Below are 18607 nucleotides of genomic sequence, written 5' to 3' on the forward strand. Positions count from 1 at the left end.
AATTCGAGGTGAGAGGATGAATGAGCGTTATGATTGGTTATTAATGATATTGCTTGGTGTCGTCATTGCCTTGCTTATCGGCTATAGGCTGAATCGTTGGCTGATGTCACCATCACCGGACCGGCTGCCGGGCATCCCGATCAATGAGCACATTCCAGATCACCCAGTCATTGGGATGCTTGAACAAGAAGGATATGATGTGGTTGGGGGTAAAGTAAAAATAAACTTGTCGTTTGAAACGGGACATAAGCCCATCTTAAGTCGGTTGTTTATAGATTACGTTGCATCCGACGACAGCGGCGAACTGTACATGGTGAAGCTGGCGCGGGAACGAATGCCGGTGGATTGGACAGGCTCCGGCATTCGCGATCGGTTGATGCCGTTTTTGCTGCTGTATCCCGAGTGTGCGGGCCTCCTCTACATCGACGTAAATGAGGGGACCATTAACCGTTTAAGCATGGATTGGACGGACGAAGAATGGATTGGTCATGATGAATACAACAGTTAATACTCAGGAGGCTCTTTATGAAGGGACAACGCCATATTAAAATCAGGGATATCATTACCCACCAGGATATTGAAACGCAGGATGAGCTTGTGGACGCATTGCGCGCGGAAGGCTTTCAGGTTACTCAGGCTACGATATCACGCGATATTAAAGAATTGCTGCTCATAAAAGTGCCTACGGATGACGGGCGATATAAATACTCCATGCCGACAGATCAGCGGTACAACCCTGTTCAGAAGCTCAAAAGAGCGCTCGTCGACAATTTTGTTTACATTGACCGAACCGGCAATCTTGTGGTCATGAAATGCTTGCCCGGAACAGCCAACTCGGTTGCCGTGCTGCTCGATAACATGGAATGGTCACAGATCATGGGGACCATCTGCGGGGATGACACGATCTTGCTGATTTGCCGTACGGAAGCAGACGGTGAACATGTGGTGTCCCAAATCAAAAATTTCATTTCCTAATCAGGTGTAGTGACATATCGATCATTTTTTTAGCAGTAGCGGAGGTGGTAAACATGTTAAACACGCTATCCATTCGGAACCTGGCTGTCGTAGAAAGCGTGGATGTGCACTTTTATCCCGGATTTCACGTCCTAACGGGGGAAACCGGGGCCGGTAAGTCCATCATCATTGATGCGCTGGGTTTAATTGCCGGCGGTCGCGGCTCGGCTGAGCTGATTCGGTACGGGTGCGACAAAGCGGAGATCGAGGCGTTGTTTGAGCTGCCTGCGGAGCATCCGGTATGGAGTACGCTCAAGAAGCTGGGGGTTGAAGCGGATCCGGAAGAGCACTTGCTTATTCGAAGAGAGCTGACGTCTCAAGGAAAAAGCACGTCGCGTATTAACGGACAGCTGCTGAACCTCAGCATGCTGCGCGAAGTCGGGGAAAAGCTGATTAATATCCATGGACAGCATGAGCATCAAAGCCTGCTGCGTTCAGAGCAGCATATGAGCCTGCTGGACACTTACGGGGATAAGACCATAGGGCCTGCCAAGTGCAAATACCAGGAGCTGTACGGCGAATTCAGCAAAGTGGAGAAAGAGCTAAAGGACCTGCAGGAAACCAGCCAGAAAGCATATCAAATGCTGGATATGTACCGTTTCCAGCTGGAGGAAATCGCGGCTGCCGGGCTGAAAACCGGCGAAGACGAGGCATTGTCCGAAGAAAGAACCAAACTCTCCCACAGCGAGAAGATGATGGATTCCGTAGCGGGAGCCTACGACCTGTTGTACGGATCATCGGGCCTTGAGTCCGTCAGCAGGGCTTTGTCCAGACTTGAGGATGTATCCGGATACGACGAGAAGGGATTAAAGCCGCTTGTCGAGCAGCTTCAATCCGCTTATTATCAGCTTGAGGATGCGGTCTTCCAGTTAAGGGATTATCGTGACGGCATCGAATTCAATCCCGAACGGCTCAATGAAATTGAGCTCCGTCTAGATATGATCTCCGGTTTGCGCCGAAAATATGGGGATAATGTGGAGCAAATTCTGGAATACTACGTGAGAATTCAGCAGGAAACCGATATGCTGGAGAATAAGGACGAATTTATTCAAGCGTTGGAACAGCGCCGTGACGAGTTGTTAAGCGTGCTGCTCGTAAGCGCGAAAGAGCTGAGTCATGCCCGCAAGCAATGCGCGCAAGACTTGGCTAGGCAAGTCGAGGGAGAACTGAAGGATCTTCAAATGGAACGCACCTCGCTGGAAGTCCGCCTGGAATTGCAGCTGGATCCGAACGGCTACGAGTATGAAGGCCAAAAAGTCCGGTTGACGAGACAAGGCATGGATACGGCGGAATTTCTCATCTCCGCGAATCCGGGCGAGCCGCTCCGTCCGCTTGCCAAAATTGCTTCGGGTGGGGAAATGTCCAGAATTATGCTGGCGATGAAGAGTATATTTGCCCGTCATGATCAAATACCGGTCTTAATCTTTGATGAAGTCGACACGGGTGTCAGCGGAAGGGCTGCCCAATCGATTGCCGAGAAGCTGTTTTTGCTGGCCAAAACCTGTCAGGTATTCTCCATTACGCATTTGCCGCAGGTGGCTTGCATGGCGGATCATCAATATTTAATCGAGAAGAAGCTTGAAGCCTCCAGAACGATGACGCAAGTAGAAAACCTGAATGAAGAAGGGCGTGTAAAAGAGCTTGCCCGGATGCTTGGCGGAGTCGAAATTACCGAAAAGACGCTTCATCATGCCCAAGAAATGCTCAATCTGGCGGCAGCGCAAAAGGCTTCCAGAAAGGCTTTGGGTCAATGATTGACAGTTATAAAACCATAAGGGCAGGGTAACTTAAAGGTACGCAATTGGCGACCACCTTTTCGTCAAGCGAAAGAAGAAAAAGGGAGCGTGACAGCCATTGAAGCCCAACCTCAGGAGAAAACTGCTCGGTTTCGTTCTTGCTTTCCTTCTTTGTTTCATTGGAACTGCTGATCCTGTCCAATCTTTTGCCTCATTGCCCGATGAACTGAGATTGATTACCGGTCAGCAGTCCCGACTTGATGTTGCCATGCCTGTGCAAGCCCTCGCTTCAGTTGATCGACCGGATGTCCTGCAGCTAAACGGCTCCCGGGAATCGAAACTTCAAGTATCGTTGAAACAGCCGCTGCAGCTCAATCCCCAGCAAAGCGGAAACGCAGAAGTGACCCTGAAATTATTCGGTACAATTCCTCTGAAGACTGTCCATGTCAAAGTGATGCCGGAACTTAAAGTCATACCGGGAGGCCAAACCATAGGCGTCAAGGTGAAATCCTCCGGTATACTGGTGGTCGGACATCATCTGGTACGGGTTCAAAACGGGGCCAAAGTGTCTCCCGGCGAAGCTGCCGGCCTAAAGCTTGGCGACCTGCTTACAACGATGGATGGAAAGCCGCTTAACGATGTCACGAAGGTTGCCGAGATCGTCGAGAAGGCCGGTAAAGCGAATCGGCCGCTGGACATATCCTTTAAACGGGACGGCAAGGTAATGAAAACTAAGCTGAGTCCCGCCTATGACCAAGAGGATCAAAGCTGGCGCCTTGGCCTGTATATCCGTGATTCCGCAGCAGGCGTAGGGACGCTTACCTTTTATGCGCCTCACCAGAAGGTCTACGGAGCGCTCGGTCATGTCATCACCGACATGAATACTCAGACCCCCATTGATGTTGGAAGCGGCCAGATCGTTCAATCCAACGTCACCTCGATTAGCCGTAGCGAAGAAGGCGAGCCCGGAGAGAAAAGGGCAACCTTCACCAAAGACGGCAAGATTTTAGGCAATGTCGAGCGCAATACCCATTTCGGCATTTTCGGTAAAATGAATCAGCTTCCGGATCACGGACTGTATCAGGAGCCGATTCCCGTTGCTTTTTCCCATGAGGTGAAGGAAGGTCCCGCTGAAATATTAACCGTCGTTGAAGGCCAGGAAGTCGAACGCTTTACGGTGGAGATCGTTCACGTCTCCAAACAGGACGCTCCAGCGACCAAAGGAATGGTGCTGCGCATTACCGATCCAAGGCTGCTTAAGAAAACCGGCGGGATCGTGCAGGGCATGAGCGGCAGTCCCATCGTTCAGGACGGCAAGCTGATTGGAGCGGTAACCCATGTGTTTGTAAACGACCCTAAGTCGGGATATGGGTGCTTTATCGAGTGGATGCTTCAAGATTCCGGCGTACTACAATCTACAGAATCAACACCTCAAAATCTTAAGGCAGGTTAATGCCTTGAGATTTTTTGTCGTAAAAGAACGAAATAGAGATTAATTTGAAACAAAATATTTAATTATAAATCAACTTCAAAAAAAAATAAAGAAAAATAATTTTCGACAGAAGGAATTTAAATAAGCATGTCGAAAACTTTATAAACAGAAAAATGTTCTAAAATAACAACTGATCTGATAAAGGAGGAGCACGAATTGCAAAAGATTGAGGTATTATTGGCAGACGACAACCGTGAATTTACAAACCTGCTCGGCGAATACATTTCGGATCAACAAGATATGGTGGTATCCGGAATCGCTTATAATGGCGAAGAAGTACTGAGCATGATTGAGGAATCCGGAAAAGTACCGGACGTACTGATCCTTGATATTATTATGCCTCATTTGGACGGGCTTGGGGTGCTCGAGCGTTTACGCGACATGAATCTGTCTCCGCAGCCGAAAGTCATTATGCTCACGGCGTTCGGTCAAGAGAATATTACGCAGCGCGCGGTGCAGTTGGGTGCTTCCTATTATATTTTAAAGCCGTTTGACATGGAGGTGCTCGCCAGCCGCATTCGACAGCTCGTGGGTTCGCCGAGCAGCATTTCCTCCGGCACTCCGTTTACAAGCATGAAATCCAATGTGGTTCCTATGGGCAAGGGCAAGAACTTGGACGCGAATATCACTTCCATTATCCATGAAATCGGCGTTCCGGCTCATATCAAGGGATATCAATATCTGCGCGAAGCCATTACCATGGTATACAACAATATCGAAATTCTTGGCGCGATTACCAAAACGCTGTATCCGGCCATCGCTGAGAAGTTCAAAACAACGCCATCCCGAGTGGAGCGGGCGATCCGGCATGCCATTGAAGTGGCTTGGACGCGCGGTAACATCGATTCCATCAGCCACTTGTTCGGCTACACCATTAACATCAGCAAATCGAAGCCGACCAACAGCGAGTTCATTGCCATGGTGGCAGACAAGCTTCGGATCGAGCATAAGGTCTCTTGAAAGGGTAAGGACTAAGAGGAAGGGATTTAGGGACATGGACGTTGCACACCTAAATGTCTACTTGAGCGATTTATTGAAATCACTCCTTTATTGGTTGCGGCTATCGTAACCTGTGAAGGAGTGATTTTATGTTTCAGGACGGAATTCATCAGGACAAACAAACCAGCCGGATCAGCGGCTGGTTTGTTTTTTTTACTAAGATTACATCACCACCCAGTAATCTCCTTCCGGTGCTGCCGTACCATCGATTTCCTCACAGATAATACATTTTGAACTGGATATCCTGGGCATGGTTTCCGAATTTCTTGCCGAATAACGTAGCGCCTCCAACATGCTTCGCGTCTTCCTTGACTTCGATACGAAAGGTCCAGCGATCACATGCCGAATTCAGGTCGTCCACGGAGACGGTTGAGAGAGGATCGCCATCGATATACGTGCCGTGGCTGGTAATCCGAATCGTTTTCAGCAGGCCGTATTGGTTGATGTTGTGCGGCCACCATTCAGGCGTATATTTCCCCCGCGTATCCGCAAAATCCCCTGGGCTCGTCCACGTGCCGAGCTCCATTCCGTTCAGGGAAAACGTAATGTCCGATGGCCACACATCATTGGAGAAAGGAAACTCGGACGATATCTCCAAACTGATTTCGAATTGCTGCAGCTTCTCATCCTTTTGCAGAAAGTTGGCGATGTTGTATTGGATGAACCCCTCGGTAAACCACAGGATTTCCGCATCCACGCGCTTGGGATCCATAAAGTACTTGGGTTCGTCAACCCGTCCGATGAACTCCTTCTCGGTAGCAAGGCCGCACGTAGGCTTCAGGTCATAGTCGGTGTAATGCCCGATCGGCACCGAGGCTTCATAAGAAGCAAAGGAATGGAAGATCTTTTTGGGGAAGTTGATTTCAATGTGATCCACCTTCAGGATCGAAATTTTCTGCTGCCCCGATTTTCCCGGCACCTTCTCTGTCCGGATAATGCCGGCATCTTCTAGTTTTTTAATATGCTTCGTCACGATCGGACTGCTGATTTGAAGCTCCTGCGCCAAATCTTTGATGTTCATTTTGTTTTTGGAGAGCAGCTGAATAATCTTGATGCGAACTTCGCTGGCCAAAGCCTCGTAAACCACAAGCGATGACTTGTCTATTTCCAATTGCATATGACCACTTCTTTCAACAAGTTTTTCAATTATTAACTAATATGCATCATAACACAGGCATTATTAACCTGTATATAAATCTTGGCATTTAAACACACATTTTTTCAACAATATAATTAACAAAAAAGTTAATCAAAAATAAAAATGATAACTAAGATTTATATATAAGTTATTGACACCGCTTTCAGCGCGAGTGTATACTGAACCAAAGTTAATCGTTTTCATGATTCTGGCCGGTGAATGATTAACCAAATGATTAGTAATAGGAGGAGAGTTTGTTGAAGAAAAAAATGGGGGTTTCACTGATACTTGCATTGTTAGCGGTAGCGGTACTGGGAGGTTGCGGAAACGGCGACAAGAACACCCTTACCTTCTGGACGCCATTGACGGGTGATGACGGGGCTTACATGGATCAGCTCGTTAAGGATTACAATGCCACCAATCCCGAGTATAAAGTGAAGCATGTCATCACTTCCGACATGTATACGAAGATATCCACCGTTATTAATTCCGGCAAAGGCGTTCCCGATCTTTCCATCATCCACGCGGACCGCGTTCCAAGCTTCGTTAAGCAGGGCGTGTTGGAGCCGATGACGGCAGTCATGCAAGCGCAGTCGGAATTGAAAGAGGACAATTATCTGCCGCAGGCCTGGGCAACCGGAAACGTGGAAGGCACCCAATATACGGTACCGCTTGATATCCACAGCAACGCGATGTACTACAACAAAAATCTGCTCAAGAAATACAATGTTGAAAGTTTCCTGGATGACGATGTCGTGACCATCGATGAAATGTTGTCGCTGCAAGGCAAGCTGGATGAGGGCGATTACGTGGTCAATGACGCGCTGTTGGGCTGGGTTGTGTTGGCTCAAATACAGAATCTGGGCGGAGACATCCAGCAAGACGGCAAGCCTGCAGTCAATACGGAAGCCATGAAGCAGGCATTTACGGAGATTAAGAAAATAGCCGACGCGGGTTTAATGACACCATTTGGCGAAGACGGCTACCTGATGTTCCAAGCTGGAAACGTTTTATTCTCCACAGACGGCACGTGGAGCTCGACGGCCCATGCCGCGGTTGACGGCCTTGACTTTGGCGTAACCAACATTTATTCGACGAGTGCGGATAAATATACAAACCGAGCATCCTCCCACCTGTTCTCCATGCTGAAGAACGAGAAGAGAACGGATGAAAAAGAGCAGGCCATCGGCCAATTCCTGGAGTTCATTCGCCAACACTCGATCGAGTGGGCAAAAGCGGGTCAGATCGTAGCGAGTAAACAAGTCATTGAGAGTCCGGACTACAATAACTATATTCAATCATTCTTCACGTCCAACGAAAAAGAAATTGAATCCTTGTACATTTACACTTACGAGTACTATCCATATGTTGCCGAGGCCGTAGATACATATGCAGCGGATATTGTACGGGGCAACGTCGATATCGACGAAACCCTGGCGACGATGCAGAAGTTCGTAGAGGATAAAATCGCAGAAGGCAACAGTGCCGCAAAGTAAATGAAGGCAGAGCCGATTGAAAAAAAGAAAAGCGTCCAAACCTCATGGCGCTTTTCTTTTCCAAAGGAGAAATGAAAGGGTATGAAAAAGAAGTCGCTGACACCTTATTTCTTTGTAGGTCCCCATCTGATTCTATTCATCGTGTTTATTCTATTACCGACCCTATACGGGATCTATGCTTCGTTTACGCAATGGAATCTGATCAATGACCCGGTATGGGTCGGCCTGGCCAACTATAAAACGATTCTGTTTGATGCGGAGTCCACCTTCTATACCCAATTTATGAACGGATTAAAAAATACGTTGATCTTCGTAGTTCTGAGCGTACCGATATTAATCGTTATCCCGTTAATGATCGCGGTGTCGCTCGAACACAAAAAAGTAAAAATGAAAAACGTCATTCAATCCATTCTCTATATTCCCGGATTAATTTCGATTTCCGCAGCGGCACTGATCTGGTCATTGATATTTAACAAGCAGCTTGGGATCACGAACAACGTCTTCGGCTCCGAAACGGTCTGGGCCGCCAACCAGCCTTATGCCTGGCTGATCATTATTGTCATTACGGTTTGGGGCGGAGTCGGTGGAAACATGATCATCTACCGGGCTTCCATCAGCGGAGTATCCAAGGATTTGTACGAGTCGGCCGAGATGGACGGAGCGGGGCCCGTCCGCAGATTTTCGAGCATTACGCTGCCCTCCATTCGTTTCCCGCTGATTTATACCTTTGTCATGACGACCGCCGGAGCTTTCAACGTATTCGGTCAGCCATTAATGATGACGGACGGAGGACCCAGACAGAGCACGACGGTATTGATGATGTATATTCGCCAGCTGGCCTTCGGCCACGGGGAATCCATTGCCGGCATGGCATCCGCGATGGCGGTGCTGCTCGGACTGGTCATTCTGGTCATTTCAGCCTTTCAATATTATGTGATGAACCGAAACGCGTCCTAGCGGCATATTCTGCTTGCAAACGACGGAAACGATAAAAGGTAGGTGTACTGTGCAATGTCGAACCCGGTAGTACATGAAGCGAACGCGGATACTAAGCTTGCCCGCTCCGGTCCGAAGAAGGCTTCAACCAACATTAGCGTGTCCAAATATATGGCTTATACATTCCTCATCCTGTTGTGCGTGATATGGGCGATTCCGGTCATCTTTGGCATTACCACATCGTTCCGGTCCCAGGCGGAGGTCGTATCCAGCGGTTTCAGTCTGCTGCCCGACAACTGGATATTCGATAATTATGTCAAGATCCTGCAAAATACGTCGACGGCCCCGATCCTGCGCTGGTTGATGAACTCCGTCTTTATCGCAACGATGCATACGCTGCTGGTGATCGTGGTCATTTCCATCACCGGCTACGGGTACTCCCGCATGAACTTTAAAGGAAGAGATACCTTGTTCTTTACTTTGCTGGGGATTTCCTTCTTTCCCGGAGTCGTGAACCTGATTCCGTCCTACAAAATCATAGATGCGCTGGGGTGGGTAAACACCTCATGGGCGATGATTATTCCAGGTTTGGCAGGCATGGGAAACATTTTCTTGGTCAGACAATTCATGATGGGCGTTCCCAAGGATCTGGACGAATCGGCACGCGTGGACGGCGCGGGTGACTTTAGAATCTATTATTCTATCATTTTGCCGCTGATGAAGCCTGTGTTGATTGTATGCGGCCTGTTTTCATTCACGGGTTCCTGGAATGATTTCCTCTGGCCGGTCATCGTGTATACCGACGTGGAGAAGATGCCGGTTACGGCAGGATTGCTGCTGCTGCAGGACATCTACGGCAATTATCGCATGATCGGACAATTGATGGGTTCCGCGATCCTGGCCATCATTCCGACGCTGCTGTTGTTCCTGTTTGCCCAGAAATATTTTGTGCAGTCGATCAACTTAAACGCGGGTATCAAAGGATAGTTTTTTGAAGAACGGAAATGAAGAGCAAGTAAACCGAAAGCTAACGAAGTCAAACTACAAGGTATAGGAGTCGTCACCATGACTGAATTATATATAAAAAATCCCCTGATCGAGCAGAGGGCAGATCCCTGGATCTTTAAACATAGCGATGGTTTTTATTACTTTACCGGTTCCGTGCCGGAATATGACCGGATCGAGCTTAGACGCTCGGAAACGATCCAAGGGCTTGCGGTTGCGGAAGGCATAACGATTTGGCGCAAGCATGATTCGGGTTTGATGAGCGCCAATATATGGGCGCCCGAGCTTCATCACATAGAGGGCAAATGGTACGTGTATTACGCAGCGGCCCATACGTCCGAAACGAGGGACGGGTTGTTTGATCACCGCATGTTCGTGCTGGAGAACGCTTCGGCGAACCCGCTGGAAGGGGAATGGGTGGAGAAGGGACAAGTGATCACGAAGTGGGAGTCTTTTGCACTGGACGCAACCACGTTCGAGCATAAGGGGCAACGATATTATGTATGGGCCCAGAAAGATCCGGCCATTCCGGGCAACTCGAATCTCTATATCTCCTTGATGGAAAATCCCTGGACCCTGACAGGGGAACAGGTTTGCATATCGGTTCCCGAATATGATTGGGAGAAGATCGGCTATCTGGTGAATGAAGGAGCCGCCGTCCTGAAGCGAAACGGCCGCATATTCATGACCTATTCGGCAAGCGCCACGGACCATAACTATGCGATGGGCCTGCTGACGGCCGATGAGGACAGCGATTTGCTGGATCCGGGCTCCTGGGTGAAGTCACCTTTACCCGTATTTACGACATCGGAAGCCAATGGCCAATACGGGCCGGGACACAACAGCTTCACGGTCTCCGAGGACGGCCTGCAGGACATCCTGGTTTACCATGCCCGTAGTTACAAGGAGATCGTGGGTGATCCGCTATATGATCCGAACCGCCATGCGCGCGTACAGATCATCCGGTGGAATGAAGACGGTACGCCGAATTTCGGTGTGCCGAGAGCGGATCATGCCATGATATCCGAGTCATGACCTTGAAACCGACCCAGCTTAAATGCTGGGTCGGTTTTTTTAAATTCCGAGGCGGGCAGCTGCATAATATTAAATAGGAGAAAAGAAGGAGTCTGCGATACGGATGGAGAAAAAAGGACAGGAAACCTGTTTGAATGGTTAAGGGTGTAGTAAGAATCGTTTTTATTAACGATATACTTATTTCCTGGTAGGGAGGAATTATAAATGGCAAAGATATTAGTATTGGGCGGAACCCGCTTTTTTGGCAAAAGGCTGGTTAACCGGCTGGTGGCTAACGGCGATGCCGTTACGATTTTGACGCGCGGACAACACCAGGATCCATTCGGGGGTGCCGTTTCGCGGCTTGCCGCGGATCGGAAAGATCCGGAAAGCTTAAAGCAGGCAGTGGGGAGCCAGGATTTTGATATCGTATATGATAATATATGTTATACGCCGGAAGAAGCGGGACAAGCAGCGGATTTATTTGCCGGACGTGTAGGACAATATGTGCTGACCTCCACGTTGTCGGTATATGATTTTGCGGATCATCCGGTGAGGGAAGAAGACTTTGATCCTTACAGATACCCGGTCATGATGAATGAAAGCAGGGACTACAGCTACAAGGAAGGCAAGCGCCAGGCGGAGGCGGTATTGTTCGGTCGCCATAACCTCAATGTAACCGCCGTCCGGCTGCCGATTGTGCTTGGACCGGATGATTACACGCGAAGGCTGCTTTTCCATATTGAACATGCTGCGAGCGGGGAAGCCATTGGTTTGCCGGATCCCGACGCGCAAATCTCGTTTGTGCATGCCGAAGAAGCGGCAGAATTTCTGGAGTGGGCAGGCCGAGTCCATTTGGAAGGCCCGGTTAATGCATGTTCGAGCGGCACGATTTCGGTACGGGAAATGATGGGCTTGATCCAGCAGGAAATCGGGAGGACGGCACCGCTCCAGTCATCGGCGGCACCGGATCACATGTCTCCGTTCGGCATTCCGGGTGATTGGACGATGGATCATGCCAAAGCCGCAGCCGCCGGCTTTAAATTTTGGGATTTGCACGATTGGATGCCGAAATTGATAGCGGAATTGTCCGCCGATTTGAAGGTTCGTTAATGATACGGACGTAGGAAGCATGGGGTTGAAGACGGAAAATAGGGAATTGCCCTGAAAGGAAGATCAGCATGAGCGACAAGATGGAAGCATGGAAAGAGCGTATACAGGAGGCGGAATCCAAGGGAGGTTTATCTCCGGATGCCCTGACGTTAATCCATGCGATGTATGAAGAAATCGAAGCTTTAACGAGACAGAATGTCAATCTGCGGCGAACCGCCCTAAAAGCAGCCTCCAAAGAAAATAGAATGTCGAGTAAATTGAAGGATGCCCTCATGGAATAACAAATTGGGCCAAAACAAACAAACACCGGGGAGCGCTCCCCGGTGTTTGTTTTGTATGGGTGAATCAGCTTTTGGACGGCGTTCCTGATTTTGTTGCCGGGCGCTTCTTTTTGAATCTCGGACCGACGTAATTCCGTTTGCGGTCGCGGAACAGAATCCAGCCGCCCAGGAAACCGATGCCGATGACGAACAGGGCCAGTCCGCCAAGAAAAGAAAGCCAACCGAAAGCGGGGTTCGCCACGTTGTCGTCCCCATGCACGGCAATATATAGAAAAACCGCATCCTTCATCATCAAGAAACCCTTCATTGCCATAAAACCCGGAATAACCAAAATCAAGATGGCAATAAAGCGGGAAATTAACATTTTCATAGAAGATTCCTTCCTGCGACTGATGTATTAAACTACCGTTTATCATACCTTTTTCATAAGGGGATGTCTATTTCGATTATGGATGACGATTTTGTAATCCGAAAAAAAGAGAGTACAATGAAAGTGTATAACTGGACTTATGATGGAGGTGCCGTTTGTGGCTATAACATGTGATGTAGCAATTCTTGGCGGAGGTACCGGTGGATATGTTGCAGCCATCCGTGCAGCCCAGCTCGGTAAAAATGTGGTTATCATCGAGCAGGACAAATTGGGAGGGACCTGCTTGCACCGCGGGTGCATTCCGAGCAAAGCATTGCTTCGAAGCGCCGAGCTTTATGTAGAAATGAAGGATAGCGAGAGCTATGGAATCGAGACGGACGGAGTCCGTCTATCGTTTAACAAAGTGCAGAAACGGAAGGACGGCATTGTGGAGAAGCTGCACCAGGGCGTCCAATATTTGATGCGTAAAAATAAAATCACCGTCGTGCAGGGCAAAGGGAGAGTTATCGGCCCGTCCATTTTCTCTCCGCGCAGCGGGGCCGTAGCGGTTGAGCTTCCGGATGGCGAGATGGAAACCGTGGTTCCCACCCACCTGATCATTGCGACCGGATCGCGTCCGCGTCACTTACCGGGATTAGAGCCTGACGGCATACATATATTGACTAGCGACCATGCGCTTCAGCTGGATGAGCTTCCCTCATCCATGATTATCGTGGGGGGCGGCGTAATCGGCGTGGAATGGGCCTCGATGCTGAATGATTTCGGAGTTCAGGTCACGATTGTGGAAGCTTCATCCCATTTGCTGCCTTCGGAGGATGAGGAGATCGGACGCGAGCTGTCGAAGATGCTCAGCGCCAGGGGCGTAGAGGTTATCACGAACATCAAGCTATTAACCGACAGCTGTGAGATCCGGAATCAAAGCGTGTCCATCGCGATCGAGCATAAGGATGACACAAGAACGTTGTCAGCGGACAAGCTGCTGCTCTCTGTCGGAAGAGTGGGCAATACCGAGAATATCGGACTTGAGAATACCGATGTTCGCGTGGAGAACGGCATCATTGCCGTGAACGGGAATATGCAGACAACGGAGCCCCATATTTACGCGATCGGCGATTGCATCGGGGGTCTTCAGCTCGCGCATGCGGCCAGCCATGAAGGGATTGCTGCCGTGAACCATCTGGCAGGCGAGAAGACGGAGGCCTACCGCAGCGAATGGATCCCGCGCTGTATTTACACCCGTCATGAGGTAGCCAGCGTCGGGCTGACGGAGAAGCAGGCGAAAGAACGCGGACATGAGATCAAGATCGGCAGATTCCCGTTTTCGGCGATCGGCAAATCTTTGATCCACGGAACAAAGGAAGGTTTCGTAAAAGTCATTGCCGATCAGAAGACGCAGGATATTCTGGGCGTGCATATGATCGGTCCGCATGTAACCGAGCTCATTGGCGAAGCGGCTCTTGCACAAGTGCTGGATGCGACCCCATGGGAAGTCGGCACGGCGGTCCACGCCCATCCGTCATTATCCGAAATCATCGGCGAAGCGATGCTTGCCGTGGATGGACGAGCGATCGGTTTGTAGGAATGAGGATATTCTTTTGTGGAATCCCTCATTTCTTTTTGCCGAGAAAGGGATTATAATATCATTAAGCCAAGTCTTAGTACCAGGTTTTAATACTTGATCTAATATGCCTCAAACTCAGGTTGCGAGGCGGATCAAGCCTGAAGTCATGGCTCACATAAAGGAGGGATCTCCATGAAAGAACATGAAACGGTTACGGCAAACAACAATAGGCATGAGCAGCTTGGACTGACCGACGGACAAGTGCTGGACATGTACAAATATATGGTGCTGGCGCGAAAATTCGATGAGCGCAATCTGCTGCTGCAGCGTGCGGGCAAAATTAATTTTCACGTTTCCGGAATCGGGCAGGAGGCATGTCAGGTTGCTGCTGCTTTTGCCCTCGACCGGGAGAAGGATTATTTTCTACCTTATTACCGCGACTACGGATTCGTATTGGCGGTTGGCATGACGCCTCGCGAATTAATGCTGTCGGCTTTTGCCAAGGCCGAGGATCCGAACAGCGGCGGACGGCAGATGCCGGGCCACTTCGGCAGTAAACGCCTGCGGATCGTGACCGGCTCCAGCCCTGTAACGACCCAGGTTCCGCATGCCGTGGGCATCGCGCTTGCCGCGAAGATGCAGAAGAAGGATTTTGTATCGTTTGTTACGTTTGGCGAAGGCTCGAGCAATCAGGGCGATTTCCATGAAGGCTGCAACTTTGCCGGCGTTCATAAGCTCCCCGTCATTATCATGTGCGAGAATAACCAATACGCCATTTCGGTTCCGCTTCATAAACAGATTAGCGGAAAGGTCAGCGACCGCGCGCTCGGGTACGGTTTTCCGGGTGTTCGAGTGGACGGCAACGACGCTCTTGAAGTTTACGCGGCCGTGAAGGAAGCGCGGGAACGCGCGATCCGAGGGGAAGGACCAACGTTGATCGAATCCATGATGTACCGTTTGTCTCCGCATTCCACATCGGATAACGATTTGGCGTACCGGACCAAAGAAGAGGTTGAAGAGAACTGGAAGAAGGACGGCGTCGCCCGTTTCAAGAACTATTTGATCGACTGCGGGCTCTGGGACGAAACACGCGATCAGGATCTGATCGCGCAGTTAAACCTGGAGATCAAAGAAGCGACGGAATCTGCAGACTTGGCTCCGTTTCCGAAGCCTGAAGATACGCTTCTTCACGTATATGCCGATGCTGAAGGAGGCGCGTAAGAGATGGCGGTAATGGAATATATCGATGCAATACGCCTGGCCATGAAGGAAGAGATGGAGCGTGACGAGTCCGTATTCGTGTTAGGCGAGGACGTGGGCGTCAAAGGCGGCGTGTTTACTACCACCAAGGGCTTGATGGATCAATTCGGCGAAATGAGGGTGCTCGATACCCCGCTCGCGGAATCCGCGATTGCCGGCGTGGCTATTGGTGCAGCCATGTACGGCATGAAGCCGATTGCCGAGATGCAGTATTCGGACTTCATGTTCCCGGCAACCAACCAGATTATTAGCGAAGCGGCGAAAATCCGCTATCGTTCCAATAACGATTGGAGCTGCCCCGTCGTGATCCGCGCGCCGATCGGCGGCGGAATATTCGGGGGCTTGTATCATTCCCAGTGCCCGGAATCGGTGTTCTTCGGAACGCCGGGATTGAAAATCGTTGCGCCGTACTCGGCCTATGATGCAAAAGGGCTTCTGAAAGCGGCGATCCGCGACCCGGATCCGGTTCTGTTCTTCGAGAACAAGAAATGCTATAAGCTGATTACCGGCGATGTGCCGGACGACGATTACGTTGTCCCGATCGGCAAAGCGAACCTGCTGCGCGAAGGCTCGGATATTACGGTGATCAGCTACAGCCTGCCGCTGCATTTCGCCATGCAGGCAGCCGAAGAGCTTGAGAAGGAAGAAGGCATCAGCGCGCATGTGCTGGACCTGCGTACCATACAGCCGCTGGACCGGGACGCGATCATCGCCGCAGCCCGGGCTACGGGGAAAGTGCTGATCGTTCACGAGGATAACAAGACCGGCGGCGTTGGCGGGGAAGTATCCGCTATCATTGCAGAGCACTGCTTGTACGATTTGGATGCTCCGATCATGCGCCTGTGCGGTCCGGACGTGCCGGCTATGCCAATCAGTCCGCCGATGGAGAAATTCTTTATGCTTAACAAGGACAAAGTCAAAGAATCCATGCGTCAATTGGCGCTTTATTAAGAACAGGGAGTTGTGAGCATGTCCGAAAATCAGAAATTGACCGATGTTACGATGCCTCAGCTGGCAGAATCCCTTGTATCTGCGACCATTGCCAAGTGGCTGAAGAAGCCCGGGGATTCCATTGAGCAATATGAACCGATTTGTGAAGTGATTACCGATAAAGTCAATGCCGAGATTCCATCCACGCTGGACGGCGTCATGGGCGATATTCTTGCCCAGGAAGGCCAAACCGTCAATGTCGGCGATATTATTTGCCGGATCGCGGTCGCTTCGGGAGAAGGGACCGCGCCTTCGCCCCAACCGGCAGCAGCAGCTTCGGCGAATCCGCAGCAGGGTGCAGGCAGCGAGGAAGGCTCGATGCGTTTCCGATACTCGCCTGCCGTGCAGACGCTGGCCGCGGAACATCAGATCGATCTTTCGAAGGTGCAGGGATCTGGCATGGGCGGAAGAATAACCCGTAAGGACGTATTGGCTTATATCGAAAAAGGGGGAGCAGCCCAAGGCCAAGGCGCTCCTGCCGGATCGGCGTCTTTCCCTAGCGCGCAAGCGCAAAGAGAAGCAGTGCAGCCGAGCGGGTCTTCGCCGTTTCAAGGGCTGCAGCATCAGACGCCTGCAGAACCGTCGCCTCCTCTGGGCACAGCCATTCCGGATGTGCGCCATTCGGGGCTGCATTTAACGGAATCGCCGAAAATTCCGACCATTGAAGTGGAGGGCATGGAAGGCGGAAGATCGGAATACTTCATTGATGTAACGCCGATGCGGAATGCCATTGCCCGAAACATGCGACAAAGCGTTACGGAAATACCGCATGCCTGGACGATGATCGAAGTCGACGTGACCAACATCGTGCTGCTGCGCAATCAATTGAAGGATGAGTTCAAACGCAAGGAAGGGGTTAATTTAACCTACCTGGCCTTTTTGCTGAAAGCCGTAGTGAACGCCATTAAAGATTATCCGATCATGAATTCGTTCTGGGCCGTGGATAAAATCGTGGTGAAGCGCGATATCAATCTGTCCTTGGCCGTCGGAACGGAGGATTCCGTGCTGACGCCGGTCATCCACCGTGCCGATCAGAAGAATATCGCGGGCCTTGCGAGAGAGATCGAGGATCTAGCGCGCAAGACACGTGAAGGCAAGCTGAAGCTGGACGATATGCAGGGCGGTACCTTTACGGTTAACAATACGGGGTCCTTCGGCTCGATTCTGTCCTATCCGATCATCAATTATCCGCAGGCTGCGATTCTGACATTTGAATCCATCGTGAAAAAGCCGGTGGTCATCAATGACATGATCGCGGTTCGTTCCATGGCAAACCTGTGTTTGTCCCTGGATCATCGGATTTTGGACGGGGTGATCTGCGGGCGATTCCTCCAGCGCGTCAAAGACAATCTGGAAGGCTACACCCTGGATACGAAGCTCTATTAATCAACGTCTGCTAGCATGATCTGCGGACTGATTCCTCGGAAGAGGTTCGCAGACGTTATTCATATCAAGTCAATCGAAGGGGATTCATCGGTTGGCGGGAACTCTATGAAAGAAGGCGTTAGCACATGAACAAACCGTTAGAAGTATCGTATACGCCGATTGTGGATTACGGCATGGCTTGGGAGCTTCAAAAAAATCATGTTTCCGCCATCGATCAGGGAGAGCGTCACGAGAGTCTGATGCTCCTCCAACATCCTCCGACCTATACGATGGGGTCACAGCGGCATCCGGAGCACCTGCTGCTTAGCAAAGAGGAGTTGGAGAAACAGGGCATCGGCCTGTTTGAAATCGATCGCGGCGGAGATATTACATATCATGGTCCCGGACAGCTTGTCGGGTATCCGCTGTTGCTGCTGGATGGCGGCAAGAATTTGAACCTCCACGGGTTTCTGCGCGACGTGGAGCAGGTCATCATCGATTACTTGGCATCATACGACATCATCGCCGGCCGAAAACCCGAGTACACCGGTGTATGGGTAGGGGATTCGAAGATCTGCGCCATCGGCGTGAAATTCAACAAATGCCGCCGGCATCGCGGGTTTGTGACAAGCCATGGCTTTGCGTTTAACATTAAATCCGGGATCGCGGATGCGGGATTCTCGGGCATTATTCCATGCGGCATACAGGAATTCGGCGTAACTTCTCTGGAGGATTGCACGGGGCGGAAGTTCGAGGTAGAGGAAGTAGCCCGGGAGATCGTGCCTTACTTCACCCGGGTATTTCCGTATGAGGCTCACTGGCTGTAATAACTTCGCT

18 protein-coding genes are annotated in these 18607 nt (G+C 50.4%); 16 read left to right on the forward strand and 2 right to left on the reverse strand.

Features of this window, described 5'->3' with window-relative positions; all coding sequences use genetic code 11:
• The first annotated feature begins 16 nt into the window (after window positions 1-16).
• From P0X86_RS11590 to spo0A, 5 genes are all read left to right on the forward strand, one after another.
• Entirely contained in the window at window positions 17-508 is a 492-nt protein-coding gene (locus P0X86_RS11590) for a hypothetical protein (protein ID WP_015734461.1), read from the forward strand.
• Between the two features lie 17 nt (window positions 509-525).
• A complete protein-coding gene (gene ahrC, locus P0X86_RS11595; RefSeq protein WP_015734462.1) occupies window positions 526-975 on the forward strand; it encodes a transcriptional regulator AhrC/ArgR in 450 nt (149 codons plus the stop codon).
• Window positions 976-1028: 53 nt separating this feature from the next.
• Window positions 1029-2768: a DNA repair protein RecN gene (gene recN, locus P0X86_RS11600; protein WP_277748548.1), complete on the forward strand. Its 1740-nt coding sequence runs from the start codon at window positions 1029-1031 to the stop codon at window positions 2766-2768.
• Window positions 2769-2868: 100 nt separating this feature from the next.
• Window positions 2869-4203 (forward strand): SpoIVB peptidase, encoded by a 1335-nt coding sequence (spoIVB, locus tag P0X86_RS11605; protein ID WP_015734464.1) that lies wholly within the window; start codon window positions 2869-2871, stop codon window positions 4201-4203.
• A gap of 195 nt (window positions 4204-4398) precedes the next feature.
• Window positions 4399-5202, forward strand: coding sequence for a sporulation transcription factor Spo0A (gene spo0A / locus P0X86_RS11610; RefSeq protein WP_009591253.1), 804 nt, complete (start codon window positions 4399-4401; stop codon window positions 5200-5202).
• A gap of 253 nt (window positions 5203-5455) precedes the next feature.
• On the opposite strand, the gene P0X86_RS11615 is transcribed toward spo0A, so the two are convergent.
• Window positions 5456-6358 carry an ArsR/SmtB family transcription factor gene (locus P0X86_RS11615; protein ID WP_015734465.1) on the reverse strand — a complete coding sequence of 301 codons (903 nt, stop codon included), beginning with the start codon at window positions 6356-6358 and terminating at the stop codon, window positions 5456-5458.
• Window positions 6359-6633: 275 nt separating this feature from the next.
• On the opposite strand from P0X86_RS11615, the gene P0X86_RS11620 reads away from it, so the two are divergent.
• From P0X86_RS11620 to P0X86_RS11645, 6 genes are all read left to right on the forward strand, one after another.
• The gene (locus P0X86_RS11620; protein ID WP_277748549.1) at window positions 6634-7875 is read left to right on the forward strand and encodes an extracellular solute-binding protein; all 1242 of its coding nucleotides are present in this window, start codon (window positions 6634-6636) and stop codon (window positions 7873-7875) included.
• An 81-nt stretch (window positions 7876-7956) separates the two neighbouring features.
• On the forward strand, window positions 7957-8832 hold the full coding sequence (locus tag P0X86_RS11625; protein WP_096773238.1) for a carbohydrate ABC transporter permease: 876 nt from the start codon (window positions 7957-7959) through the stop codon (window positions 8830-8832).
• Between the two features lie 54 nt (window positions 8833-8886).
• Window positions 8887-9798 (forward strand): carbohydrate ABC transporter permease, encoded by a 912-nt coding sequence (locus P0X86_RS11630; RefSeq protein ID WP_277748550.1) that lies wholly within the window; start codon window positions 8887-8889, stop codon window positions 9796-9798.
• Between the two features lie 78 nt (window positions 9799-9876).
• The gene (locus P0X86_RS11635) at window positions 9877-10851 is read left to right on the forward strand and encodes a glycoside hydrolase family 43 protein (RefSeq protein WP_277748551.1); all 975 of its coding nucleotides are present in this window, start codon (window positions 9877-9879) and stop codon (window positions 10849-10851) included.
• A gap of 204 nt (window positions 10852-11055) precedes the next feature.
• Window positions 11056-11943: an NAD-dependent epimerase/dehydratase family protein gene (locus P0X86_RS11640; protein WP_096773241.1), complete on the forward strand. Its 888-nt coding sequence runs from the start codon at window positions 11056-11058 to the stop codon at window positions 11941-11943.
• 68 nt (window positions 11944-12011) lie between these two features.
• On the forward strand, window positions 12012-12224 hold the full coding sequence (locus P0X86_RS11645) for a hypothetical protein (protein WP_213577719.1): 213 nt from the start codon (window positions 12012-12014) through the stop codon (window positions 12222-12224).
• Between the two features lie 64 nt (window positions 12225-12288).
• On the opposite strand, the gene P0X86_RS11650 is transcribed toward P0X86_RS11645, so the two are convergent.
• A complete protein-coding gene (locus P0X86_RS11650) occupies window positions 12289-12594 on the reverse strand; it encodes a DUF2627 domain-containing protein (protein ID WP_009595214.1) in 306 nt (101 codons plus the stop codon).
• A 157-nt stretch (window positions 12595-12751) separates the two neighbouring features.
• Here P0X86_RS11650 and lpdA point away from each other — a divergent pair, with 157 nt between their 5' ends.
• From lpdA to lipB, 5 genes are all read left to right on the forward strand, one after another.
• Window positions 12752-14173 (forward strand): dihydrolipoyl dehydrogenase, encoded by a 1422-nt coding sequence (gene lpdA / locus P0X86_RS11655; protein WP_277748552.1) that lies wholly within the window; start codon window positions 12752-12754, stop codon window positions 14171-14173.
• A gap of 174 nt (window positions 14174-14347) precedes the next feature.
• Window positions 14348-15376: a thiamine pyrophosphate-dependent dehydrogenase E1 component subunit alpha gene (locus P0X86_RS11660; RefSeq protein WP_096773244.1), complete on the forward strand. Its 1029-nt coding sequence runs from the start codon at window positions 14348-14350 to the stop codon at window positions 15374-15376.
• Window positions 15377-15379: 3 nt separating this feature from the next.
• On the forward strand, window positions 15380-16366 hold the full coding sequence (locus P0X86_RS11665) for an alpha-ketoacid dehydrogenase subunit beta (protein ID WP_015734474.1): 987 nt from the start codon (window positions 15380-15382) through the stop codon (window positions 16364-16366).
• An 18-nt stretch (window positions 16367-16384) separates the two neighbouring features.
• The gene (locus tag P0X86_RS11670) at window positions 16385-17791 is read left to right on the forward strand and encodes a dihydrolipoamide acetyltransferase family protein (protein WP_096773245.1); all 1407 of its coding nucleotides are present in this window, start codon (window positions 16385-16387) and stop codon (window positions 17789-17791) included.
• Between the two features lie 125 nt (window positions 17792-17916).
• Window positions 17917-18597: a lipoyl(octanoyl) transferase LipB gene (lipB, locus tag P0X86_RS11675; protein WP_277748553.1), complete on the forward strand. Its 681-nt coding sequence runs from the start codon at window positions 17917-17919 to the stop codon at window positions 18595-18597.
• Window positions 18598-18607 lie beyond the last annotated feature (10 nt).

The sequence above is a fragment of the Paenibacillus sp. BR1-192 genome (genome assembly GCF_029542445.1).
Classification (GTDB): Bacteria; Bacillota; Bacilli; order Paenibacillales; family Paenibacillaceae; genus Paenibacillus_AQ; species Paenibacillus_AQ lautus_A.

What these genes read in the sequence shown, in the direction of transcription:
- P0X86_RS11590 (WP_015734461.1), top strand. Translation starts at nt 17, where the DNA reads ATGAATGAGCGTTATGATTGGTTATTAATGATATTGCTTGGTGTCGTC.
- ahrC (WP_015734462.1), top strand. Translation starts at nt 526, where the DNA reads ATGAAGGGACAACGCCATATTAAAATCAGGGATATCATTACCCACCAG.
- recN (WP_277748548.1), top strand. Translation starts at nt 1,029, where the DNA reads ATGTTAAACACGCTATCCATTCGGAACCTGGCTGTCGTAGAAAGCGTG.
- P0X86_RS11615 (WP_015734465.1), bottom strand. Translation starts at nt 6,358, where the DNA reads ATGCAATTGGAAATAGACAAGTCATCGCTTGTGGTTTACGAGGCTTTG.
- P0X86_RS11625 (WP_096773238.1), top strand. Translation starts at nt 7,957, where the DNA reads ATGAAAAAGAAGTCGCTGACACCTTATTTCTTTGTAGGTCCCCATCTG.
- P0X86_RS11630 (WP_277748550.1), top strand. Translation starts at nt 8,887, where the DNA reads ATGTCGAACCCGGTAGTACATGAAGCGAACGCGGATACTAAGCTTGCC.
- P0X86_RS11635 (WP_277748551.1), top strand. Translation starts at nt 9,877, where the DNA reads ATGACTGAATTATATATAAAAAATCCCCTGATCGAGCAGAGGGCAGAT.
- P0X86_RS11640 (WP_096773241.1), top strand. Translation starts at nt 11,056, where the DNA reads ATGGCAAAGATATTAGTATTGGGCGGAACCCGCTTTTTTGGCAAAAGG.
- P0X86_RS11645 (WP_213577719.1), top strand. Translation starts at nt 12,012, where the DNA reads ATGAGCGACAAGATGGAAGCATGGAAAGAGCGTATACAGGAGGCGGAA.
- P0X86_RS11650 (WP_009595214.1), bottom strand. Translation starts at nt 12,594, where the DNA reads ATGAAAATGTTAATTTCCCGCTTTATTGCCATCTTGATTTTGGTTATT.
- P0X86_RS11660 (WP_096773244.1), top strand. Translation starts at nt 14,348, where the DNA reads ATGAAAGAACATGAAACGGTTACGGCAAACAACAATAGGCATGAGCAG.
- P0X86_RS11665 (WP_015734474.1), top strand. Translation starts at nt 15,380, where the DNA reads ATGGCGGTAATGGAATATATCGATGCAATACGCCTGGCCATGAAGGAA.
- P0X86_RS11670 (WP_096773245.1), top strand. Translation starts at nt 16,385, where the DNA reads ATGTCCGAAAATCAGAAATTGACCGATGTTACGATGCCTCAGCTGGCA.
- lipB (WP_277748553.1), top strand. Translation starts at nt 17,917, where the DNA reads ATGAACAAACCGTTAGAAGTATCGTATACGCCGATTGTGGATTACGGC.